Origin of the sequence: Pacificibacter sp. (assembly GCF_039769035.1) — a bacterium.
Lineage (GTDB): Bacteria > Pseudomonadota > Alphaproteobacteria > Rhodobacterales > Rhodobacteraceae > Celeribacter.
On the sequence record NZ_JBDMZG010000145.1, the window covers coordinates 14,646 to 38,169 of the forward strand.

At 54.1% G+C, this 23,524-nt stretch carries 24 protein-coding genes and 1 tRNA gene; 10 read left to right on the forward strand and 15 right to left on the reverse strand.

Annotated elements, in window-relative coordinates:
* Window positions 1–150: 150 nt before the first annotated feature.
* From prmC to ABF287_RS12505, 6 genes are all read right to left on the reverse strand, one after another.
* Window positions 151–1,014 carry a peptide chain release factor N(5)-glutamine methyltransferase gene (gene prmC / locus ABF287_RS12480; RefSeq protein ID WP_347185333.1) on the reverse strand — a complete coding sequence of 288 codons (864 nt, stop codon included), beginning with the start codon at window positions 1,012–1,014 and terminating at the stop codon, window positions 151–153.
* Window positions 1,014–2,063 (reverse strand): peptide chain release factor 1, encoded by a 1,050-nt coding sequence (gene prfA / locus ABF287_RS12485; RefSeq protein WP_347185334.1) that lies wholly within the window; start codon window positions 2,061–2,063, stop codon window positions 1,014–1,016. The genes prmC and prfA overlap by 1 nt, the downstream gene beginning before the upstream one ends.
* Before the next feature lie 79 nt (window positions 2,064–2,142).
* Window positions 2,143–2,565 carry a DUF1499 domain-containing protein gene (locus tag ABF287_RS12490; protein ID WP_347185335.1) on the reverse strand — a complete coding sequence of 141 codons (423 nt, stop codon included), beginning with the start codon at window positions 2,563–2,565 and terminating at the stop codon, window positions 2,143–2,145.
* A gap of 155 nt (window positions 2,566–2,720) precedes the next feature.
* Window positions 2,721–3,317 carry an outer membrane beta-barrel protein gene (locus tag ABF287_RS12495; RefSeq protein ID WP_347185336.1) on the reverse strand — a complete coding sequence of 199 codons (597 nt, stop codon included), beginning with the start codon at window positions 3,315–3,317 and terminating at the stop codon, window positions 2,721–2,723.
* Window positions 3,318–3,539: 222 nt separating this feature from the next.
* Entirely contained in the window at window positions 3,540–5,366 is a 1,827-nt protein-coding gene (locus tag ABF287_RS12500) for an ATP-binding cassette domain-containing protein (protein ID WP_347185337.1), read from the reverse strand.
* A 49-nt stretch (window positions 5,367–5,415) separates the two neighbouring features.
* Window positions 5,416–6,168 carry a GNAT family N-acyltransferase gene (locus ABF287_RS12505; protein ID WP_347185338.1) on the reverse strand — a complete coding sequence of 251 codons (753 nt, stop codon included), beginning with the start codon at window positions 6,166–6,168 and terminating at the stop codon, window positions 5,416–5,418.
* 174 nt (window positions 6,169–6,342) lie between these two features.
* Between ABF287_RS12505 and msrB the strand changes: the two genes are divergently transcribed.
* Window positions 6,343–6,792: a peptide-methionine (R)-S-oxide reductase MsrB gene (gene msrB / locus ABF287_RS12510; protein WP_347185339.1), complete on the forward strand. Its 450-nt coding sequence runs from the start codon at window positions 6,343–6,345 to the stop codon at window positions 6,790–6,792.
* A 104-nt stretch (window positions 6,793–6,896) separates the two neighbouring features.
* On the opposite strand, the gene bamE is transcribed toward msrB, so the two are convergent.
* On the reverse strand, window positions 6,897–7,463 hold the full coding sequence (gene bamE / locus ABF287_RS12515; protein WP_347185340.1) for an outer membrane protein assembly factor BamE: 567 nt from the start codon (window positions 7,461–7,463) through the stop codon (window positions 6,897–6,899).
* Between bamE and ABF287_RS12520 the strand changes: the two genes are divergently transcribed.
* The 8 genes from ABF287_RS12520 (at window position 7,462) to ABF287_RS12555 (ending at window position 13,171) form a co-directional block, all read left to right on the forward strand.
* Entirely contained in the window at window positions 7,462–8,046 is a 585-nt protein-coding gene (locus ABF287_RS12520; RefSeq protein WP_347185341.1) for a DUF177 domain-containing protein, read from the forward strand. The two genes, bamE and ABF287_RS12520, sit on opposite strands and share 2 nt — an antisense overlap.
* Before the next feature lie 192 nt (window positions 8,047–8,238).
* Window positions 8,239–8,445: a 50S ribosomal protein L32 gene (rpmF, locus tag ABF287_RS12525; RefSeq protein ID WP_347185342.1), complete on the forward strand. Its 207-nt coding sequence runs from the start codon at window positions 8,239–8,241 to the stop codon at window positions 8,443–8,445.
* A gap of 23 nt (window positions 8,446–8,468) precedes the next feature.
* Complete coding sequence (gene plsX, locus ABF287_RS12530; protein WP_347185343.1) at window positions 8,469–9,593, forward strand: phosphate acyltransferase PlsX; 1,125 nt, start codon at window positions 8,469–8,471, stop codon at window positions 9,591–9,593.
* A 25-nt stretch (window positions 9,594–9,618) separates the two neighbouring features.
* Window positions 9,619–10,593, forward strand: a complete 975-nt coding sequence (locus ABF287_RS12535; protein ID WP_347185344.1) for a beta-ketoacyl-ACP synthase III — start codon at window positions 9,619–9,621, stop codon at window positions 10,591–10,593.
* Between the two features lie 119 nt (window positions 10,594–10,712).
* The gene (ihfA, locus tag ABF287_RS12540; protein ID WP_347185345.1) at window positions 10,713–11,012 is read left to right on the forward strand and encodes an integration host factor subunit alpha; all 300 of its coding nucleotides are present in this window, start codon (window positions 10,713–10,715) and stop codon (window positions 11,010–11,012) included.
* A 13-nt stretch (window positions 11,013–11,025) separates the two neighbouring features.
* A complete protein-coding gene (locus tag ABF287_RS12545) occupies window positions 11,026–11,829 on the forward strand; it encodes a MerR family transcriptional regulator (RefSeq protein WP_347185346.1) in 804 nt (267 codons plus the stop codon).
* Between the two features lie 91 nt (window positions 11,830–11,920).
* Window positions 11,921–11,997 (forward strand) — tRNA-Pro (locus tag ABF287_RS12550).
* A 97-nt stretch (window positions 11,998–12,094) separates the two neighbouring features.
* Window positions 12,095–13,171 (forward strand): 2'-deoxycytidine 5'-triphosphate deaminase, encoded by a 1,077-nt coding sequence (locus tag ABF287_RS12555; RefSeq protein ID WP_347185347.1) that lies wholly within the window; start codon window positions 12,095–12,097, stop codon window positions 13,169–13,171.
* Window positions 13,172–13,220: 49 nt separating this feature from the next.
* Here ABF287_RS12555 and ABF287_RS12560 read toward each other — a convergent pair whose 3' ends face one another.
* The 8 genes from ABF287_RS12560 to ABF287_RS12595 all read right to left on the reverse strand — a co-directional run bounded on the left by ABF287_RS12560 (window position 13,221) and on the right by ABF287_RS12595 (window position 22,308).
* The gene (locus ABF287_RS12560) at window positions 13,221–13,427 is read right to left on the reverse strand and encodes a hypothetical protein (protein ID WP_347185348.1); all 207 of its coding nucleotides are present in this window, start codon (window positions 13,425–13,427) and stop codon (window positions 13,221–13,223) included.
* A 113-nt stretch (window positions 13,428–13,540) separates the two neighbouring features.
* On the reverse strand, window positions 13,541–14,200 hold the full coding sequence (gene scpB / locus ABF287_RS12565; protein ID WP_347185349.1) for an SMC-Scp complex subunit ScpB: 660 nt from the start codon (window positions 14,198–14,200) through the stop codon (window positions 13,541–13,543).
* A gap of 21 nt (window positions 14,201–14,221) precedes the next feature.
* Complete coding sequence (locus tag ABF287_RS12570) at window positions 14,222–15,016, reverse strand: ScpA family protein (protein WP_347185350.1); 795 nt, start codon at window positions 15,014–15,016, stop codon at window positions 14,222–14,224.
* Between the two features lie 29 nt (window positions 15,017–15,045).
* A complete protein-coding gene (gene nagZ / locus ABF287_RS12575) occupies window positions 15,046–16,023 on the reverse strand; it encodes a beta-N-acetylhexosaminidase (protein ID WP_347185351.1) in 978 nt (325 codons plus the stop codon).
* Between the two features lie 12 nt (window positions 16,024–16,035).
* Window positions 16,036–17,181 (reverse strand): SPOR domain-containing protein, encoded by a 1,146-nt coding sequence (locus tag ABF287_RS12580; RefSeq protein WP_347185352.1) that lies wholly within the window; start codon window positions 17,179–17,181, stop codon window positions 16,036–16,038.
* Window positions 17,182–17,297: 116 nt separating this feature from the next.
* Complete coding sequence (gene argS, locus ABF287_RS12585; RefSeq protein ID WP_347185353.1) at window positions 17,298–19,016, reverse strand: arginine--tRNA ligase; 1,719 nt, start codon at window positions 19,014–19,016, stop codon at window positions 17,298–17,300.
* Window positions 19,017–19,130: 114 nt separating this feature from the next.
* Window positions 19,131–21,074, reverse strand: a complete 1,944-nt coding sequence (locus ABF287_RS12590; RefSeq protein WP_347185354.1) for a sodium:proton antiporter — start codon at window positions 21,072–21,074, stop codon at window positions 19,131–19,133.
* A gap of 55 nt (window positions 21,075–21,129) precedes the next feature.
* Complete coding sequence (locus ABF287_RS12595; RefSeq protein ID WP_347185355.1) at window positions 21,130–22,308, reverse strand: deoxyguanosinetriphosphate triphosphohydrolase; 1,179 nt, start codon at window positions 22,306–22,308, stop codon at window positions 21,130–21,132.
* A gap of 124 nt (window positions 22,309–22,432) precedes the next feature.
* Between ABF287_RS12595 and ABF287_RS12600 the strand changes: the two genes are divergently transcribed.
* The gene (locus ABF287_RS12600; RefSeq protein ID WP_347185356.1) at window positions 22,433–22,765 is read left to right on the forward strand and encodes an iron-sulfur cluster assembly accessory protein; all 333 of its coding nucleotides are present in this window, start codon (window positions 22,433–22,435) and stop codon (window positions 22,763–22,765) included.
* The last annotated feature ends 759 nt before the right edge of the window (window positions 22,766–23,524 follow it).

Here is a 23,524-nt window from a genome sequence, read left to right on the forward strand (position 1 = left end):
GGGGAACCAATCCCATCCTTCGCTAAAGTGAGTAAACATGACTGGCAGATTTTTACAAGCCGTTTTGTTCAAAACCACGCCATTTTCGCCCAATTCCACTTAAAATTTGTCATTTATGGCCGGTTTTGGGCCCCGTCACTCGCCTAGGGGTCAATCGCTTGAAATCGAACTGGTCGCAACACCGCACACCACGCGGTCGCGGCCATCCAGATCCGAAACCACGCGCACGGCTTTGAACCCGTGGGTGAGCAGCATGCCAGCAACGGCCTCGCCTTGCGTTGGACCGATTTCAAGAAAAATCCGTCCCCGTGGCGTCAATTTCGCGGCGGCGCCTGCGGTGATGATACGGTAAGCCTCAAGCCCATCGGCCTCGTCCGTCAGCGCCATGCGTGGCTCATGCGCCAGTTCTGGCGACAGGGCCGGCATTTCGCTCAAGGCGATATATGGCGGGTTTGACACAATCAAATCAAAGCGACCTTCGATGGCCTCAAACCAATCGGACTGTACAAATCGGGCACGTTTTGCGACGCCAAGATGATCGGCATTCGCGCGCGCGACTGCAAGTGCTTGCGCAGACAAGTCACTGCCCTGCCCTTTGGCCAATGGCTGTTCCGCCAGCAATGTGAGCAAGATGGCGCCAGATCCAACGCCCATATCGAGAACGGAAAAAAACGGGCGTTTGAGCGTCTCAGAAATCAGAATTTCAGTTTCAGGGCGTGGGTCCAAAACGTCAGGCGTGACGACAAAATCACGACCATAAAAGTTACGCCGTCCCAAAATGTGACTGACCGGTTCACGGGCGACACGGCGCGCAATCATTGCTTCAAAAGCTTTGGCTTTTTCATCTGGCAGAGGGTCGGGCGCAACCAATGTGATCCGGCTGGGATCTACATCCAAAGCATGCGCCATTAATAGACGAGCATCTCGCGCGCCGCCTTCGATGCCCGCCTCAGACAAGCAGCGCGTGCCCCAGACCAAAACACTCTGGACGGTTCGCGGCGTGCTGTCGTTCATTACTGCCCCATTTCAGCCAAAAGCGTGGCTTGATGATCGGAAATCAACGCATCGATGATTTCATCCAACTCCCCGCCCATGATCGCATCCAACTTGTAAAGCGTCAGATTGATCCGGTGATCGGAAATACGCCCTTGCGGGAAATTATAGGTGCGAATGCGTTCAGAGCGATCACCTGAACCAACCTGCGACTTACGATCCGCAGAGCGTTCATCATGAATTTTTTGACGTTCCGCATCATACAGCCGCGCCTTAAGCACGTTCATCGCGATTTCGCGGTTTCTGTGCTGCGATTTTTCTGCAGAAACAACGATAATACCTGTCGGCAAGTGCGTGATACGCACGGCGGAATCGGTGGTGTTCACGTGCTGACCACCGGCGCCAGAGGCCCGCATGGTATCAATACGAATATCGTTGGGTTGAATGTCGATGTCGACGTCTTTCGCTTCTGGCAACACAGCCACAGTGGCCGCAGAAGTATGCACCCGTCCGCCACTTTCGGTTTCAGGCACACGCTGTACACGGTGTACGCCAGATTCGAATTTCATCCGTGCAAACACACCATCGCCAACCACGTTGGCCGTCACGGATTTCACACCACCAAGATCGCCCTCAGACAATTCAATGATGTCGAATTTCCAGTTCATCAGCTCAGCATAGCGCTGGTACATCCGCAACAAATCGCCTGCGAACAGACCGGCTTCGTCGCCACCAGTCCCAGGACGGATTTCCAAAATAGCAGAGCCGTTGTCAGCCGCGTCTTTGGGCAAAAGCGCAATCTGCAACGCCTCTTCAATCACAGGCAACTGCGCATTGAGTTCCGGCAGCTCAAGTTCCGCCAGCTCTTTCATGTCGGGATCATCGAGCATCGCTTTCGCGTCTTCGATATCTTGCACGACCTGAATGTAGTTGCGGACCTGTTCGACAACTGGGCGCAGCTCGGCGTACTCGCGGCCAAGCGCAACGATATCGCCCTCGCCGGTCGACATGGAGGCTTCGATAAACTCAAAGCGCTGAGTGATTTGGTGGAGGCGTTCTTCTGGTATCATGTCAGACGTGTTGCCCTCTCAAGGGCTTAGGGTCAAGAGGCCAGAGGCGTAGACGCATGAAAATCGCCAGTTTGCCCGCTCAAAGCCCCGCTGCGGCCCGCCAAGCAGCAACACGTTGGGCGTTCACATCGTAATCATTTGTCCCAAAACGCGCGCGCGCCAAAATCGCGACTTCAGTTTCGCCCGCGGCGTCACGTACCGCAATTGTAGTCGTATCGGGGAACCCCCAAAACCGAGAGCGCGTGACATAGGAAACCCACCCGTCTTGTGGTGTGCCCGCCAAAACTGTGGTGCGGGGCGTGTTTTGCGCGATGGAGTGATGGGCATCAATGGTGTCTTCTAAGCTCATTTGCGATGCAAAACGTTCCAGCACACCAATGTCTTTGGGGGCTTCGGCGGTGAACGGATCGACGTGCCAATCTTTTGCACGCATCGGCGCCAGTCGCACATAGCCCTGTGCAGCCAGAATTAGGACGCATACCAATCCCAAAATGATCTTCATTGTACCCGCCTGTAATAATCCCGAACGCTTTCACTTGCGCCACGTCTTTACCTAGTTTTTCTCACATAAATTCAAGTGCTACATAGAAAAACGCCCTCGTGTTCTAGGAACCGAGGGCGCTTGCAGTCTGAAGGCTTAATCCGCCTCCGACTATTTTAGAATCTGTACGCGATTTTCGCAGCAACTGTTGTGGCGGATAGATCTGCACCACTGTCGTCGAATTCATCAAAGTCGTTCTGCAACACTTCAAAACCAGCGACCAGAGCATCGGTCAAAGAATAGTCGGCGCCGACACCGTAGCTCACACCCGTGTCAGAGTAATCGGTGCCATCGATTGTTGCATTTGCGTAGTTTGCACCAACGATACCGTACAAAACAACGTCACCCAAATCGTAGCCTGCGCGCAGTTTCAAACGGGTCATGTCCTCAAGTGCAAATTCGCCTTCTTCCAAATCCGTTTGTGTGTATTCAAGTTCGCCACCCAAAACCCAGTCGCCAAGGTCTTTTGTGTAGCCGCCAAACAGGCCGTAAGTCACATCGTCGACATCATCAGCGGCATCAGCGCCGTAGCCATAGCCTGCAGTCACACCACCGTAAAAGCCTGTCCAGTCTGCGCCAGAAGCGGCAACAACAGGTGCTGCAGCAACTGCAACGGGCGCGTCCATCATGGCCGGCTCAGGGCTGCCAGCAAAGGCTGGGACCGCCAAAGCCAAAGTTGATACTGATGTCAGAACGAGTTTGATTTTTTGCATTTTCATCTCCATTGCGCCTCATCTTTGAGGTCACTGTCTTTGCGCAAAGGCGTTGTGCCTGTCGCTGCAATGAATCGGAGATATGTATTTAAATTCAACTAACTAGAGAGACTTCATTCACACGTTCGTGAGATAAAATTGATCCTCGCACCAGCGCACAAACCCTGTGCGACGACGCGTCTCTCAACAAAAAAATCGGCCATTTCTGGCCGATTTCAAAGGTCATTCGGCTAGATTTCGCTCTTCAAGCTCCATCCACTCTAGCTCAACCGCTTCAAGTGCAGATTGCCGCTCTGCAAGCATTTCAGTTGCCTTGGCAAATTTGACTGGCTGCTCCGTAAACAATGCGGGATCGGCCATCAATTCCACCAGTTTTGCAATCTCTGCTTCGATGCGTTCTATTTCTGCTGGCAAGGCCTCCAAACGGTGCTTTTCGGTAAAGGACAGTTTGGATTTTGGCGGCGCGGCCACTTCGGCGGGTTTCTCGACGGACTTTTGCTTGGACTTCATATTCACCGTGGAAACGGTTTTCTGCGCCGTGGCTTTGCGTTGACGTTGATAGTCCGTCCAACCGCCAGGGTAAACAGTCGCTTGTCCATCGCCTTCCATCGCGATGGTTTGCGTGGCAACGCGGTCGATGAAGTCACGATCGTGCGACACAAGCAACACGGTGCCCGCGAAGTCTGTCAGCAGTTCTTGCAGCAAATCCAGCGTTTCAATGTCCAGATCGTTGGTTGGCTCATCGAGCACCAAAAGGTTGGACGGTTTCGCCATAATTTTCGCCAGCAAAAGCCGCGCTTTTTCCCCACCTGACAAGGCAGAAACAGGTGCGCGCGCTTGCGCGTCGTTGAACAAGAACTCTTTCAAGTAGCCAACAACGTGTTTTGGATGCCCACGCACCATGATCTGATCGGCACGTCCAGAAACGGTGAGGTTTTTCTCGGACAGCAAGGCTTCCCACAGCGTCAGATCTTCGCGGATGTTCGACCGCGTTTGGTCGAAAACAGCCACATCCAACTTGGTGCCGAGCTTAATTTCACCTGCATCAGGTTCAATTTCGCCTGTGAGCATTTTCAACAATGTGGTTTTACCCACGCCGTTTGGTCCAACGAACGCGATGCGATCCCCGCGACCAATCTTAATATCGAAATTGCTGAGAATTTTCTTATCGCCAAAGGATTTCGCGACGCCAAAAGCTTCGACGACGCGCTTGCCCGACACTTCTGACACTTCAAGATCCATGGCAGCGGTGCCTTGGCGCTTGATTTGGCCCGCACGTTCCGCGCGCAGATCTTGCAAGGCGCGCACACGGCCTTGGTTGCGTGTCCGACGCGCTGAAATGCCTTCGACGGCCCAACGCGCTTCGGCTTTGATTTTACGGTTCAGCTTGTGACGTTGATCATCTTCTTCCTGCCACAGCTTGTCGCGCCAAACTTCAAAGGCCTCAAAGCCCTCTTCTTGGCGGCGCACTTGTCCGCGATCCACCCAAAGCGTCGCCTTGGTCAAACGGTTCAAGAACGCCCTATCGTGCGAGATAATCACATAAGCGGTGCGCGTGGATTTCAGTTCTTCTTCGAGCCACGCGATGGCTTGAATATCAAGGTGGTTGGTCGGCTCGTCGAGCAACATCAATTCTGGCTCTTCCGCCAAAAGCTTGGCCAATGCCGCACGGCGGCGTTCCCCACCTGATGCAGTCGCGATCAAGCCTTGCGGGTCAAATTTCAACCCTTCGGCAACCATATCGACCTTGTAGCTTTCCATCGGATCAAGGCCAGAGGACGCAAACTCACCCAATGTGGTGAACCCGTCCATCTTTGGTTCTTGCTCCATGTAGCCAACCGTGGTGCCCGGGCCCATGACCCGTGTGCCCTTGTCGGCTTCCATCAGGCCAGCCATGACCTTCATCAAAGTGGATTTACCCGATCCGTTGCGCCCGACAAGCGCGACACGGTCGCCTTGTTGAACCACGAGATCAAGGTTGTCGAATACGGGATCGCCGCCGAAAGTCAGGGAGATGCCGGATAATTGGAGTAAGGGTGCGCGTGCCATGGCCTTCCGCTAAAGCGCTCAGGGCAAAAGGTCAACGGAGATTGCGCGTTCAGCCCGCCACGCTGCGCAAAAGGCGTTTGCGTGCTGGGGGAATGGCGCTGATTTCAACACTGGTGAACACATGCATCGTGCCCAAATCGCGGTCAACCACTGCATCATCCGACACCCAGCCCCCCATCATCAGATAGGTTTTCAACAACGGCGGCATTGCCAAAGCGGCGCGTTTGGCGTTGGGTTTGCGACGCAGACGCGCGGCAAATTTGAACACATCAGGCGCCTTAATATGAGGGATAAGCCCCTTCGGCCCCAAATGACGATGTTTGAGCATCGCCAAAGCATCCGCGTGTACAGCCCAATCGGTGCCCTTAAAACTGGAACAGCCAAACAGCATATCGACACCATTGTCATCGACATACTTCGTCATTGCGCCCCAAGCGATCCGCAATATATCTGCGTCTTTCCAATCGGGATGCACGCAAAACCGGCCCATTTCGACCATACGGCCCTTGTAAGACGCCAAGGCATCAAGATCATAGTACTGCGCTGAATAGCTTTTGCCGATTTCAGCTCCATCTTGCAGGTCCAAGAATCTAAAGCAGCACACAAGCTGACCCGATTTGCGATCCTCGATCAAAACATGATGACACAGCGCATCGAAATCATCGACGTCCAGCCCGTCCTCGGTATCCTGTGCGCCCGTTCCGCCCACAAAAACCGTGTATCGCAGGCGTTGCGCGGATTCGATATCATGACGTTCCGATGCGATACGCACGGTGTACCGAGATTGACGCAGGTTCAACATAGAACGGCCTTTTGTAGTTGTCGCACGCGGGCGAAGCGCCTGTGAGTATGTCCATGTTCATCAATGTCTACAAGAGATGACATTTAGTTGAAGTCTTGCGAATTAATTGCACACTGGTGAACGAAAGAAAAAACATTACATACTGGCAGACGCACATTCAGATCAGGAGGCTCCATGGCAGGATCACCAGTCGACCCAAAACCAACACACTCCACAATCGGCGCCCAAAAGTCAGACGCACAATGGAAAGAAGAGTTGTCTGCGGAGGCTTACCGCGTCACTCGTGAACACGGCACCGAACGGGCATTTTCTCACCCTGGCTTTCCCAAAACACCAGGTACATTCCACTGCGTCTGTTGCGGCGCTGAGCTGTTCACGCAAGACACCAAATACGAAAGCCACTGTGGTTGGCCGTCTTTCTACGCCACCAAAGACGCGGCCCCTGTCGGCGAAAGTCACGACGCCTCATTGGGAATGGTACGCACAGAAGTGCACTGCGACGATTGCGGCGCGCATTTAGGGCACGTGTTTCCAGACGGGCCAAAACCTACGGGACGCCGCTATTGCATCAACGGCGTGGCGCTTTTGTTCGAACCAAGTGACAACGCGACGCAAGACGACTGAACGCGTTTAAGCGACTGAATTCATAAAGACGAAACGAAAAACGGCGGTCCACAGGGGCCGCCGTTTTTTGTGATATGTGCGTCGCTAGGCGCGAAACGCCATGTTTATTGAATAAGTTGATCTGCCGAGATCTGACCAAAGTTGCCAAACAGCTGTGACAAGAATGTCGTGCCTTGCACGTTGGCTGTGGTCACGCGGCGCGACAGCGCGATCACGCGGCCATTTTCAAGCCCGAAACGCTCCACATTGCTCACCACACCTCTTTGGTCGAATGAGATGGCCAAAACCTGACGGTCGACTTCTTTAGGGGCAAAGGCACCCACAGTCTGAAATTGTGAGCGCACGTAGTACCAACCGGAATCAGCCAAAAGGCCTTCGGACAACGGCAGGCCAATGACCTCGCGCACCGTATCCTTGGTGTCACGTCCAACGACAATTTCTGACAGCTCGGTTTCAGTGGGGACATACCCATGACTGCGATTTTGCGCCACACAGGCACTCAACGCCAAGGCTCCTGCCAACATCAAAACGCCCTTTGCAGCTGCGCCAATCCATGTCGTCATCCCGTTGGTCTTCATCGTTTTGAGCATAAGCCCCTCTTGCGTTGTGCCGTCTGGCCTTTTAATCGGCTTATACGACCACCGCGCGACGATCAAGGAGAACGCATCCATGTCCAAAGACTCGACACAAAACAGCCTACGCACATGGGGTGGCACAATTCGCCTTTCTGATTTGTCGAATGCCCGCGAGCACAGCTTTACGTTGGTGCCCGATATCACAGAGCTAAGCGCCCTGCGCGAGCAATTGGATTTGCTGGGTTTGAAGAAACTGCGCTTTGAAGGCACTTTGTCGCCAGCATCCAAACGCGATTGGCAACTTACGGCAAAAATCGGCGCGACCGTGTCGCAGGCATGCGTGACCACATTGGCCCCTGTGACCACCCGCATTGATGCCCCCGTGAACCGTCTGTATTCGGCAGACTTCACAGACCCTGCTTTGGCCACGGCCGAAAACGAAGCCGAAATCGAAGTTCCAGAAGATGACAGCGTAGAGCCGATTCCCTCAGCACTCACACTTTCGGAGGTCGCAATCGAAGCTTTGGCACTTGCCTTGCCAGATTACCCCCGTGCAGAAGGCGCAGAACTGCCAGAAACCGTATTTTCACAGCCTGGCACCGCCGCAATGACCGATGCAGACACAAAACCTTTCGCTTCTTTGAAAAGCCTGCGTGACAAGCTGGAAAAAGACGACTAAGACGAGCCATCAATTCGCGGCAAACAAAGGTCTTGCAACATACGCATTTGTCAGTATGTTCCCGGCCTCAATTGCATGTTGGGATTTGGACTGAGAGCGTCGTCAAAGATGCTGCCAAATTGCCGATAGATAAAAGGGGCTGAGCCCCACAGTTCCGGGGCGCTTTGCCCCCTTAAATTCGAGGTTGTGCCAATGGCAGTCCCTAAAAGTAAGATCACTGGTTCGCGTCGCGGCCAACGCCGTTCCCACGATGCATTGGTTGCTGGCAACCCAGCTGAGTGCAACAACTGTGGCGAACTGAAACGTCCACACCACGTTTGTGGCGCATGCGGTCACTACGACGATCGCGAAGTTGTCGCTCAAGCTGACGACATCGACTACGACGAAGACGCAGCGTAAACTCGACCAATAGAGTATCAGCTATGAGCGCACAGAACCCAACCGAGGCCCCTTCGGCATCGTCCGATGAAGCCGATAAGGTAACTGGGCGTCTGGGCGCTCTTGCTGGAACCAAGGTCACTTTGTCTATCGACGCCATGGGCGGAGATCGTGGACCGGCAGCTGTTGTTGCCGGTATTTCACATTCTGTGGCCAAGAACGACAGCGTAAATTTTATTGTTCACGGTGACGCAGCCGAGCTGACAAAACTCATTCAGAAAAACAAACGTCTAGAGGGTCGCGTCGAAATACGTGACGCGCAAGGCGTTGTTTCTATGGACGAAAAGCCATCTCAAGCCATGCGACGCGCGGACACCTCCATGCGCTCTGCCATTGACGCTGTGAAAAACGGCGAAGCCCAAGCGATTGTATCTTGCGGCAACACTGGCGCCTTGATGGCCACGTCTATGATCCGTCTGCGCAAGATCGAGGGCGTCAATCGCCCCGCCATCGCCTGCCTTTGGCCTTCGCGCAATCCACAAGAATTCAACGTCATGCTGGACGTCGGCGCCGACATTCGCGCAGACGCCCGTGACCTCCTGCAATACGCCTTGATGGGCGCATCATATGCGCGCAACGGCTTAGGCCTCGAAAACCCGCGCATCGGGCTTTTGAACGTCGGCACCGAAGAACACAAAGGCCGCGCAGAGCTTAAAGAAGCTCAAGACTTGATCGCAAATGCAGCGGACGTTGGCGGCTTTCAATACGAAGGTTTCGTTGAAGGCGGTGACATTCCAGGCGACAGCGTTGATGTGATTGTCACGGATGGGTTCACTGGAAATATTGCGCTCAAAACAGGCGAAGGCACGGCCAAACTTGTCGGTGATTTCCTCAAGGAAGCCTTCAAAGCCACGCCACTTTCCCGCATCGCTGCCCTGCTCGCCCTGACCTCTTTGCGCCGCTTGCAAAAACGAATCGATCCGCGCCGCGTGAACGGTGGCGTCTTTTTGGGACTGCGCGGCACAGTGGTGAAATCCCACGGATCCGCAGATGCGACAGGCGTGTCAGCCGCCATTAAACTGGCTTATGAGCTGGCTGCCACCGGCTTTTCTGACCGTTTGGCTGCTCGGGTTGCATCCGCCGCCGCAGCAGCGCAAACTGACAAATAACAATAATTAGATGTGAGCAGACGTTATGACCGTGCGGGCAGTAATCAAAGGTGTTGGCCACTATCTTCCCGAGCGCGTGGTGCCAAATTCTGAATTTGAAGCCATGGTCGACACGACTGACGAATGGATTCGCACCCGCTCAGGCATTGAACGCCGTCACTTTGCTGCTGAAGGTGAAACCACATCTCAAATGGGCGCGCACGCCGCTCGGGCCGCGTTGGCTGATGCTGGACTTGATATTCAAGACATCGACTCGATCATTGTCGCCACATCGACGCCTGATCTGACGTTTCCTTCTGTTGGCACGATGATCCAAAAAGAACTTGGCATGTCGCACGGGTTCGCCTTTGACGTCCAAGCGGTCTGCGCCGGATTTGTCTACGCCCTGTCCAACGCAAATGCGCAAATTGTTTCCGGTCAAGCCAAACGCATTTTGGTGATTGGTGCGGAAACTTTTAGCCGGATCATGGATTGGACCGATCGCTCCACCTGTGTGCTGTTTGGCGATGGTGCGGGTGCCTTGATTCTGGAAGCCTCCGAAGGTGCAGGCACAGCGCAAGATCGCGGCATTCTGTCTGTCGACTTGAATTCAGACGGCGCCTACCGCGATATGCTGTATGTTGACGGCGGTGTGTCCAGCACAGGCACATCAGGCAAGCTGCGCATGCAGGGCAATGCATTGTTCCGCCAAGCCGTGTCAAAATTGGCCTCAACTGCAGAAACGGCCCTGGAAAAAGCCAACATCACGTCGGCTGACATCGATTGGGTCGTGCCGCACCAAGCCAATATTCGTATTATCGAAGGCACCGCCAAAAAGCTTGGCCTGTCCATGGATAAGGTTGTTGTCACTGTGCAAGATCACGGCAACACCTCTGCCGCCTCCATTCCGCTGGCCATGTCGGTTGGCAAAGCACGCGGTCAAATCAAACAAGGTGATCTGTGTGTCGCAGAAGCCATCGGCGGCGGTCTTGCTTGGGGTGCTGTCGTTCTGCGTTGGTAATTTTTGCGCTTAACATTGTGCAATTCGACACCTGAACGGCTCGGTCCAAGTCATTGATATTGACGGATGCTTTTTGACCTGCCACTCTCTTTTTTGAAAACCAACCTTGGGGGACTGCTATGAGCAACACGTTGACACGAATGGATCTCAGCGAATCTGTTTTTCGCGAGGTCGGACTTAGCCGCAATGAATCTGCGCAACTCGTTGAGAGCGTATTGCAGCATATGTCTGATGCCTTGGTCAAAGGTGAGACTGTCAAAATTTCATCTTTTGGAACCTTTTCTGTTCGGTCCAAATCTGCACGTGTTGGTCGCAATCCTAAGACCGGTGATGAAGCGCCGATCCCTGCGCGCCGCGTTATGACATTTCGTCCGTCACACCTTATGAAAGACCGTGTCGCAGACGGAAACAAGGGCTAAGGGCCTGTTTTAAATGGATAAATCGCCTGACGCTTTTCGTACGATCAGCGAAGTCGCCGACTGGCTTGGGACACCTGCGCATGTATTACGGTTTTGGGAAAGTCGCTTTTCTCAAGTGAAACCTGTGAAACGTGCAGGCGGGCGACGCTACTATCGACCTGCGGACATGATACTTCTTGGCGGCATTAAAAAGCTGCTGCACGACGATGGGATGACCATTCGCGGCGTGCAAAAACTATTACGCGAACACGGCGTGCGCTACGTCTCATCTATGTCGCAGCAATTGGACGGCGTTGAACCCGTCACGCCCTTGCGCGAATCTGTTGGCCCGATCCCAAGCGCCCCGATGGCGGTTGATGTGCCAACTGGCGCATTTGATGAGCAACCCGCGGAACCGGAAGAAAATGTTGTAGCATTTTCAAGATCGCAACCCGCGCCAGCAAAGGCTCCTGTCACAAATGCGCCCGCCAGCAAAGACGTGGCACAGGTGCCCTTCGATTTCGACGCAGCGCCCGAAACCGACTCGCCAAAAAACTCCACGCCATCTCATCCAGAAGCTGCAGACGCCGCCCCTGCACCAGAACCAATTGCCGAAACTACGCCCGCATCTGCGCCAACAGTCTCGGCGGACGTCCCAAAAACAAAGCCAGACGTGCTCATTCCAGCCGACCCAGACGATGATGCAACAGGATTGTCAGTGACTGCAGGCGTTGTTGGTCAAATCGACCAAGATGCTTTGTCGACCGCAGACCCTAAGGTTATTCAAGACCTGTTTATCCGCGCCGATGCGCTTCAGGCACGGCTGACACAAAGCTGATCGCGTTCACATTGCGAATTCGGAAAACGCAGATCCAAATGCTCATTTCGCGCTTGCCCTGACAGTCAAAACCCTTAAAAAGGCTTCAGTTCGGGCTATAGCGCAGTCTGGTAGCGCGTCCGTCTGGGGGACGGAAGGTCGCAGGTTCAAGTCCTGCTAGCCCGACCATTAAACCCCGCCAAAATGCCCGCTTGCGTCTATCGCAGCGGGCATTTTTGCGTTAGGAACATAGACACAAAACGACGACACAGACTGGGGATAAACGATGGGCGTACTCGCGGATCAAGAAATTCAAAACATGATTGAATCTGGTGCTATTTCTGCCAGCCCATCTGTCATCCCAGAACAAATTCAACCCGCGTCTTTGGATTTACGTCTCGGCAACCGCGCGTGGCGTGTCCGCGCATCATTTTTGGCGGGCGCAGGCAAAACCGTAGCGGATCGCCTGCAAGAATTTGAAATGCACCAAATCGATCTCAGCGATGGGGCCGTTTTAGAAAAGGGTTGTGTTTACGTCGTGCCATTGATGGAAAGCTTGGACTTACCAGAAGCCGTGCAAGCCGTTGCAAACGCTAAGAGCTCCACCGGTCGTCTCGATCTGTTGACGCGCTTGATCACGGACGAAGGCACCGAATTTGATCGCATTGCGCCGGGCTACACAGGCCCCCTATTTGCTGAAATCTGCCCACGCTCGTTTTCTGTTCTTGTACGCCCTGGCATGCGCCTCAACCAAATTCGATTCCGTGAAGGCCAAGCTGTTTTGACCGACAACGAGTTGCATGATCTTCACATGCACAGCCCACTTGTCGATGGCGAAGCGGTGATTGATCAAGGCCTCGGTTTTTCGGTCGATCTGCGGCCTGCTGAAGGCGATCTAGTCGGCTTTCGCGCCAAGCCTCATACCGGCGTGATTGATTTGGACAACATAGGGTTCTACGACCCTGCTGATTATTGGGAACCGATTCACACCAAAGATGGGCGGATCATTCTAGACCCCGGCGCCTTCTATATTTTGGTCAGCCGTGAAGCCGTTCACATCCCGCCTGAAATGGCCGCCGAGATGGCGCCGTATTTGGCAATGGTGGGCGAATTTCGCGTGCACTATGCGGGGTTCTTTGATCCCGGTTTTGGTCATGCAAATGCTGGCGGCGCGGGATCGCGCGGTGTTTTGGAAGTTCGGTGTCACGAGGCCCCATTCGTGTTGGAGCATGGCCAAGTTGTGGGGCGGTTGGTCTACGAGCGGATGAACGAAATCCCGCAGCGCTTGTACGGCGCAGACCTTGCGTCAAACTACCAAGGCCAAGGCCTGAAGCTGTCAAAGCATTTTAAATCAGTAACTTAAGCATGGATCAGCTCCACACAAAGGCGCTGACTTTAAGATGGGATCACTCCTAGAGGCGGGGGCCGATTTTTGCGGCTTGGCGGGCACGTTTCGCAGCCAATTTGGCGGCCTGTTGCGCTTCGGGATCATTGTTTTGCGACCCGTCCTTAGCGCCTTTACGCTTTGAGACGGCATTGAATCCAGCCCCAATGCCCTTGTTGACCAAGGTCCGCATAACTTGCCGGATCACCATGTTCAAAAGACGTTCGAGATTCATCCTGCCACTCCATTGCAACGGCGTCACCTGCGCAAATGTGTCAGAACCTCGCCAAACTTACAAGGCAAGCGGTACCGAACACTGTGCGCTTTGGTTCACATTTGAGACAAGCTTTAGCTTTCGTCTTCAAACAGATCATCTTGATCTTCGCTGTCTTCCTCAGTCGTGTCGCCCAAGTCAGGCATAGGACGGCTTTCCAAAAGACCCGCGGCGCGCAGTTCACGCAAGCCCGGCAAGTCACGCGCGCTTTCAAGACCGAAATGATCCAAAAACGCTGGCGTCACAATGTATGTCACAGGTCGCCCCGGTGTCATGCGACGACGACCAAAGCGAATCCATTCCATTTCAATAAGCTGATCAATCGTCCCGCGCGACACGGATACACCGCGAATTTCTTCGATTTCGACCCGTGTGCAGGGCTGATGATAGGCGACGATGGCCAAGGTTTCCACGGCCGCGCGCGACAGCTTGCGCGTCTCAACCGTTTCTTTTTGCATCAAAAATCCAAGGTCTGGCGCTGTGCGAATGGCCCAAGCATCACCAACGCGTACAACGCGCACGCCGCGCCCTTCATAGCGACGCTGCAACAGTTCGATCGCGGCCTTTGGCTCGCATCCATGCGGCATGCGCGCACTCAGATCAGCAATGGTTACCGGATCAGAGGCCCCGAACAATACCGCTTCGACCATGCGCTCTTGTTCTGCCAATGGAGGAGCCTCAAACAGGCTTTCGCTGGACTGATCGGCATCTGCCTTAGAAGTCGTATCACTCATAAAATCGCTCTTTTATTTGGGTCAACGGTTTGATGCGCTGCGAATTTGAATTGGTGCAAAGGTCTCACCTTGTCGCAGTTCGATTTTGCCCGCTTTTGCCAACTCTAACGACGCAGCAAAAGTGGCGGCTGTGGCAGAGCGGCGTTTTTGGGGATCGAGTTCCCAACCTTCCGGCAAATAGGATGACAAATCGGTCCAATCGCCGGCGAAAGAAATCAACCCGCGCATACGATCAAGGGCTTGTTCCATCGTCAAAATAGATTTGCGATCCAACACGAAGGGGCGGAACTCATCCTTTGTCCGAATGCGTGCATAGCCTTGCATCAGATCCAACAAGGACGCCGTGTAGGTCACATTGCGCACACGTTCCATCGTTTCAGGCACACCGCGCACAAAGAAATCGCGGCCCTTTTGGTCGCGTGCCATCAATTTGGCTGCAGCCTCGCGCATGGCCGCCAATCGCTCAAGTTGGAACGCCAAATGCGCTGCGAGTTCTGCACCAGAGGGGCCTTCATCAGCGGGATCGGGCGGCAACAGCAAGCGCGACTTCAAGAACGCGAGCCATGCAGCCATCACCAGATAGTCTGCGGCCAGCTCAATCCGAAGTTCTTTGGCCTTTTCAACAAACGCAAGATATTGCCGCGCCAGTTGCAGAATGGAAATCGTGCGCAAATCGACCTTTTGGGTACGAGAGAGCGTCAAAAGCAAATCAAGCGGGCCTTCAAAGCCGTCCACATCAACGATCAATGCTTCGGCCAACAGCCGCTCTTCTACGCTGAGCGTATCGTTGAGTTCAAATTGATCGCTTTGTGACATTGCGCGCGTGGTGCTCCTAATTGGGCCGCCTATAGGGAACGAAATTCATCGTCCAGCGCCGCAATGTCAATGCTTTGTGCAATGGGTCGCGTTAAAGCTGCATGATCAGCACGTTTTTGCGCGGCATTTGTCATCAAACCTAGTTCTGCAATCGTCTGCATTTGGTTCAAATCGCCATTGCAATGCAACACCATATCGCATCCGGCCTGCAGCGCTTTTTGGCCACGCTCTAACACCGTGCCATTTAGCGCTTCCATTGAAATATCGTCGGTCATCAACAGCCCGCCAAACCCAATTTCGGAACGGATCACATTGATACATGCCGAACTTTGCGTGGCAGGGTTTTCGGGGTCAATCGCCTCCATCACGATATGCGCAGACATGCCCATCGATAGATCGTTGAGGGCTTTGAACGGCGCAAAATCAATGGAAAGAGCATCACGAGAGGCAGAGACCCGCGGCAGGTTTTTATGACTATCGGCTGTGCCGCGCCCATGCCCAGGGATGTGCTTCATCACCGGCGCCACACCCCCAGCAGCCATACCGTCCACCATGGCGCGCCCCATCTTTGCAACGGTGTCAGGGTCAGTGCCATAACAACGGTTGCGCAAAAACGGATGCGTCACGTCGCTGGCGACGTCCAACGTCGGCGCACAGTTCACGTCAATGCCCACCTGCGCCAAATCATCGGCGATCAGACGCCCGCGCAGCCACATGGCGCGCTCAGCATTGCCCAAGGTGTTGATATCATCCAGCGGTGGTTGAAATTCTCGCCACGCTGGTGCGCGTAATCGTTGAACCCGACCGCCTTCTTGATCAATCAAAATTGGCGCATGCCATCCAACACAGTCACGCAGCTCTCCAGTCAGTGCCTTGAGTTGATCTGGTGTATCAACATTGCGTGCAAAAAGAATAAACCCCCACGGGTTGGCATCGCGAAAGAAGGCCCGCTCGCGCGCAGTGACCTGCACACCCTCGCACCCGAAAATATATGCACCCTGCCCCACGTATGTCAGGTTTTAGCGTTGCAGCGCAGGAACACAGCCCGCATTGCGCGCAGTCAGTGCTGCGCAAAACCGGTTGGTGTCTGCGGCATCTTTGAACCCATGGGCCCGCAAGCGATAAAACGTTCTGCCGCCAGACTGCGCTTTTTCAATGACACGTGTTTTACCCTGCATAAGCGCATCAAACTTGGCACTGATACGCACCCATTCCTCACGCGCGACGCTTTCGCTTTGATACGCACCAAGCTGCACCAAACGCGCGCCAACAGGCACTGCTACCGCGTCAGATGTAGGTTCTTGAGCGTTCAGGGCCGCAAGAATATCGCCTGCGACACTGTCCAACTGCGCATCAGACGATGAAGCATTGCTTGACGTGGACCGCGCCGCAGCAAGAGATGCCAATCGCACAGGGCGCGCGATCGGTTTTGGCCATGAAGCAAACGGGCCTGCATCAACCTTTGGGCTAAGCTCAGGATCAAGGATCGCAATCTCTGCGGTATCTAACGCAGTTGGCTCCGCAGTGAGCGGCACATTCAAAATCGGCTCATCGGACATTACCGGCTCTTGCACGGCGATGGATGCAAGCACAGGTGTCAGCGCAGGATCGTCGACTGGTTCAGCTTTGGGCTCAGGTTTATAAGCCGTGGCAATAACAACCGTATCGCCGACAGGACGATCTTCGTCAGTCAGCGCCATAACTTCAGGTGCCAAAGTCAGGCGATCGGCTGGTGCCGCTGCGTATCGTTCAGCTGTCACGGAATTCACAGACAGGCCTTGATGGCTGGCAAGCTGACCTCCAGGATTTTCAGGAACAAGGCGTGCCTGACCTGTCATATCGCGAATAATGGGGACATCAGACACATCGCGGACCATCAAGTTATAGCCCCAAATGCCAAGCCCAGCGATCAAAGCCAAGGACACAATCGCACCGCCCCATTGCGCTTTGCCAAGCTTCGGACGCACGGATTCATCGTCGTCGAAGTGATGCACCGCGTCTTCATAAACGGGCGCGTCATACTCATATTCGTAATGAGTGTGGCGTGTGGGAGCCCCCAAATAGGGTGCATCATCCACATATCGTTCGTCTGCGTGTCCTTGGGACTGCACATTCGGTTTCGGAGCATAGCCCCCCTGCGCATGTTCAGAATACACCTGTACCATGTCTTTGCCTCTCACCAATTCCCGTTTCAAATTAACGGGTTATCGTCTGCTCTTGAGAAAAGCTCAGACGCAAGCGGCCCAAACAAATCCCCGACAACCGGCACAGGTGCTATTTTTTAACGCATCTCTTGAGCCGGTGTTACGCCTAGAATACCCAATCCTGACGAAATAACAACGGCGACGGCACGTGGCAGCGCAATTTTCGCTGCAGATGCCTCCAAGTCTTCTTGCAAGAACCGAAGCTCGGGCTTGTCGTTGCCTTTGTTCCACAGCGCGTGGAAATCGGATGCAAGTTCGTACAAGTAGAACGCAATGCGGTGCGGTTCGTGCGATTTCGCAGCGATTTCAACCTGACGCGGCCAATCGGCCAGTTTGCGCGCCAGCGTGATTTCAGCCGGATCATCAAACTTAGGCGTATCCGTCAAAACAACGCCTGCTTCTGCAGCCTTGCGCAGCACAGAGTGCACACGCGCGTGGGCGTATTGCACGTAAAACACAGGGTTGTCCTTGGATTGCTCCAACACCTTGTCGAAATCAAAATCAAGCGACGCATCGTTTTTGCGGGTCAGCATAATGAAGCGGGTCACATCTTTGCCCGCCTGCTCAACCACATCGTTCAAAGTCACGAATGTCCCTGCCCGTTTGGACATTTTGAACTCAGCGCCGTTTTTGAACAATTTCACCAATTGCACCAGCTTGATGTCACAGGACACTTTGCCATCAGACAATGCAGACACAGCCGCTTTCATCCGTTTGACATAGCCGCCGTGATCGGCACCAAAGATGTCGATGATCTCATCATAGCCGCGCTGCACTTTGTCGTAATGGTACGCGATATCAGGCGCGAAATAGGTCCAAGCGCCGTCAGATTTCTGAATGGCACGGTCTACATCGTCACCGTGATCGGTGGACTTAAACAGCGTCTGCTCGCGCGGTTCCCAATCCTCAGGCATCTGGCCTTTTGGCGGCTCAAGCGTGCCGCGATAGATCAGGCCTTTGTCTTTCAATTCAGCAATGGCGCTTTCAATCAGACCGGTGTCGTACAAAGATTTTTCCGAGAAGAAATTATCCATCTCAACGCCGAGCAATTTGAGATCAGCGCGGATCATTTCCATCATCGCATCGGTGGAAAACACACGGAAATCCGCCAACCATTCGGATTCAGGCTTGCCGATCAAGCTGTCGCCGTATTTTTCCTTCAACGCTTCGCCCACAGGCACCAAGTAATCGCCGGGGTACAGACCTTCGGCAATCTCAGGCGACAGACCATTGGCCTCGCGGTAGCGCTCGTAAACGGAGCGCGCCAGCGTGTCGACCTGACCGCCACCGTCGTTGATGTAGTATTCGCGCGTCACATCGTAACCGGCAAAATCCAGTAAGCTTGCCAAAGCGTCACCAAACACAGCACCACGGGTGTGACCGACGTGCATAGGCCCCGTTGGGTTGGCGGACACGTATTCGACGTTGACCTTTTTACCAGCGCCAAACGCACTTTTACCAAAGGTGGTATCCGTCAAAATAGACGTGACCAAACCACCCCAGATATCAGCGTTCAAACGCAAGTTGATAAAGCCCGGTCCAGCCACATCGACGCTGTCGACACGCGGGTCCGCGGACAACTTATCCGCCAAGCTTTGCGCAATCGCACGCGGGTTGGATTTGGCAGGTTTCGCCAAAACCATCGCAGCATTCGTCGCCATATCGCCGTGCAAAGCGTCTCGTGGCGGCTCAACAGCAACATTGTCGAAGGACAGCCCTTCAGGCAGCGTCCCTTCAGCGGTCAGCTCGTTGAGGCTAGTGATAACAAGGGCGCGAATATCGGCGAACAGATTCATTGTATGTGTCTCTTTTGGTGAGTTGCCACGGGTTTATCATTCCTTGCGCTCAGGTCAACGGCCCAAACCTGTATTGCAGGTCGGGCCATGCCTCAAAACGCATCATTGTGGAGCTTATGACGGCGCAGCGGCCTTGCTTGGCTCGGGCGGAGCAAGGCTGATCACACGCACAGGCGGGTTCAAACGCGCACGTGCGGCGTTAAGCTTGGCGTCAGTCAAGCGCCGTTTCAATTCGGCCATCGCCGCCTCACGACGGTCTTCAGGCAAGGCATCAATTTTCGCTTGTGCTCGCTGCGGGAACAACAGTTCTGCATCCTCAGAAAGCAGGCGTTTCACCGTACCGTCATCCGTGATGCGTCCCAACAAATGCGCATCTGGGTTCTTATCTTTCCACTGCTCAAACCCGAACTCTTCGCTGAGACGCGTGACACGGACGGACCAGCCTGCTTTCATCAAATCCTCAAAGTCCCGAAAGGTTTTTCCATTGCCAAAAGCACGCCCGCCAAGCTGCGTCGGTAAAGCGTGTCGGTGCTTTTCGCCCTTGTGACGCGCGATCTGCCATGTTTGCTCACGACCAAATTCAGCGCCCAAATCGGTTGACACAAGCGTGTTGTAAGCATCGTTCTCACTGGCAGCGATCACAGTTTGATAGGACAAAACCTCGACCGAATGCTCGGCTGCCTCGGACAAGACATCACCATAAAAAACGGGCACGCCGTGGCTCCGAGGCCGCACCAAATGCGCGTGGTTTGTATCGGCAACGATCACAGGCACGCCTTCTTTCTTCAATGCCTCGCCAAGGGACGTGGTAAAGCGCGATCCGCCGACAAGCATCACACCTGGCGTGCCTTTGGCTGCCAGCCCAAGCATGCGCGCGAAAGGCGCAAGGGTGAAGCCATGCAACACAACCGTGACCATCACCAAAACAAAAGCAAGCGGTCCGATAATGGCACCATCTTGGACGCCAGCGGCCGCCAAACGTTCGCCAAACAGACCTGCAACAGCAACCAACACCACGCCGCGCGGGCCAGTGAAAGCGATCAAAATGCGTTCATTGCGCGGCACTTCGGTGCCCGCCAAAGACGCAAGCACCGTCAAAGGACGCGCGACCAAAACGATCAAAGCCACGAACAGACCTGCGCGCCAGGTCAGCAGACCAAGCGAGGCAAAATCAAGCGAGGCCGCGAGCAAAATAAACACCCCAGAGACCAAAAGCACTGTGGCATGTTCCTTAAAGCGGCGCAGCTCGACAAAAGATGGCAAATCCGCATTGGCGATGACAATCCCCATAACAGTCACAGCCAACAGCCCGCTTTCGTGCAACAACATATCTGGCACAGCAAAACAGACCAAAAGCGTCGCGAACAGCACAGGCACTTTCATATATTCCGGCACCTGCCCGCGTCGGAACGCGCGCGCAATGCCAAGCCCACAAATCAAACCAACAGCAAGGGCCACGATGAACCCGAGGGCCAGCTGCCCCAATGCTGCATTCAGGCTTTCTGCTTCGCGTGACACCAAGACAAACTCAAACGCCAAAACAGCCGCCAAAGCGCCGATAGGGTCGTTTACGATGGCTTCCCATTGCAGCAAATTGGCGGGGCGTTTGTCCAGTTTGGCTTGACGCAGCAGCGGCGCGATTACTGTTGGACCGGTCACAACCATAATCCCGCCAAACACGGCGGAGGCTTCCCAGCCAAGCCCTGCCCCGAAATACAAAGCAGCAGCGGACAGTATCCAACCCAAAGGCGCGCCAAAATAGACCAAGCGCTTGACGCCTTGCGCCGCATTTCCAAGTTTATGCAGCTCTAACGTCAACCCGCCTTCAAACAAAATGACGGCCACAGCCAGTGAAATCAGCGGCTGCACCACAGGTCCAATGTCGCGACTTGGCTCAAACACGCCAAACACCGGCCCGATCAACAGGCCAACCGCCAACATGACAACAATCGCAGGCAGTTTCAGCCGCCAAGCCACCCATTGCGCACCAACGCCAAGCGCGCCGACAAGCGCAAAAGCTTCAACAGTTGATAGTCCGGCAAGATGTTCAGTGGCCATAAAAGTTATCCTAACTCATTAACATGCAACGGAAAACACAGCGAGCAAAACACAACTAGCTGGTGTCGAACAGGCGCTCATATTCTTGAATGGCGAAGCGGTCCGTCATCCCCGCCACATAGTCGAGCACAATGCGCGCAAGGTCAGTGTCACTTCTCGCCTGTTCAATCTCCAAACGCCATTCCGCCGGCAAAAGCTCAGGCTTTTCCATAAACAACGGGAACAGCGCATTAACCATCGCAGTCACACGCTTACGCTCAACAATCACTGAAGGAGCGCGGTACATACGCTTAAAAAGGAACGATTTAATTGCTTTCAAGTTTTGGAAAAACGGCTTTGAAAAACGAATAATCGTGCGGTCCATATCGCGGATATCTTGCGCTGTTTCCGGCATAGCGCTCGACAGGCGATTGTTGGCAATGGTGATCACATCTTCCACCATATAACCAAAAATACGGCGCAGCGCTTCGTGGTCACGGCGATTGCTATCAAGGCCAGGATACAAGCGATCAACCTCCTCATACGCTGGCCCAGTCAACGGCAATTCCATCAAGTCTTCAGCCGTAAACAACCCTGCCCGCAAGCCATCGTGCAGGTCATGGTGGTTATACGCCACATCATCCGCAATCGCGGCCACTTGCGCCTCAGCCGAGGCAAAGGTGTGCAGCTCAAGATCAAATTGGTCGTTCACATCCTTCAAAGCATAGGAAATTGGCGCATCTTCTGGGTGCTTTTTTGGATCAGCGTTTGGGCCCACGATAGGCCCGTTGTGCTTGGCGATGCCTTCCAAACTTTCCCACGTCAGGTTCAGCCCGTCGAAATCGGCGTAGTGTTTTTCCAACTTGGTCACGATCCGCAAAGCCTGCGCGTTGTGATCAAACCCACCATAGGGCGCCATCAATTCGACCAAGGCATCTTCGCCAGTATGTCCGAAAGGCGAATGCCCCAAATCATGCGCCAAAGCGATGGCTTCGGCCAAACCTTCATTCAGCCCCAAAGCACCCGCAATCGTGCGTGCCACCTGCGCCACCTCAATGGAGTGCGTCAAACGCGTGCGGTAGTAATCGCCTTCATGTTCGACAAAAACTTGGGTTTTGTGCTTGAGCCGCCGAAACGCGCTTGAATGGATGATACGGTCGCGATCGCGTTGAAACGGCGAGCGAAACGTCGAAAGCGTTTCATCAAAAAGCCGTCCGCGTGTTTCAAACGGTTGGCTTGCATAGGGTTTGAGCATGGACTGTCCTTGTCGTGCGTCGTTCCCCCCCTTATATGTGCAAAGGTACAGCGCGACAAACACGAAGCCTGCTGATACGATGGCTTTGTCGCAAAAAATCGCACTTAAATGCACGGACGGCCCTATGACCCTAACATTGCCCCCACAAGTCACTCCACGCGCCTTTGCACGGCTCGCTGAAATCAATGCCGAAACCGGCGATGTGAAAGCGCTGCGTGTGGCCGTTGATGGCGGCGGCTGTTCGGGATTTCAGTATGACATTACGCTCGACGATCCGGCAGACGACGATGTTGTGCTTAAAGGCGATGGGTCTGTGGTCGTGATCGATCCAGTCTCCCTGCCCTTTTTGGAAAACGCCGTGATCGACTTTACCGAAGAACTTATCGGCGCGCGCTTTGTGATTGAGAATCCAAACGCGACCTCGTCATGCGGATGCGGCACATCATTTTCGATGTAAGCTGTCCCCACGACCTTTTGCCATTTTCAACGCGTCTAAAATTAGCAACCACCTGACGGTGCGTTGAGCACCTAGGGATGTGGTGTCCGCACAGCCCCATAGTGGACGGTTCTTAAAACTGTCCCGTGTCCTCCGATCTTGCGCCAGCCTCTTTGAGAGCCGCGCCCCCAAGACAATCCCCAAGACTATTCGCACTATCATACGACACGCAGGCCATTGCTCCAGTGAGCGCTTGCAATTCCGCCGTCTCTCCATGCCTCACGTCGACCATAAGCGCGCACAAGGACCAGCCAAGAACTTTGACATCTGGCGCTAAGGCGCCGCGCGCCCTGAGACAAAGCCCCTCCAGATAAGCACACCTCACAACAATTACACGGTGTACAAACACATTTCTGTCTGCGCATTTGCGCGCCGATCTTGTGCGCTCAAACACTCACGAAAACGTCAAATTTCGCTCTTTTTCTTGTGAACAATCAACCCCTTACAATTTTGAACGGCCATAGCTAATTCCAGTGACAAGGCAGCAATGAAGCTCAAACGGGCGCTGCCAGCAAACACAAACACACGTCTTGAAAGGACACATCATGTTTACTTCTTCTGTAAAAACTCTCGCAGCCACAGCCGTTCTGATCGCAGCAGGTACTTCTGCATTCGCAGCAGATCACATCTTCGCGGACAGCTCACAAAAATTGAACTCATATGTAAATCTTGAACTCGTACGCGCCTCAACAGACGGCGTTGTGAACGTCTACGAACTCA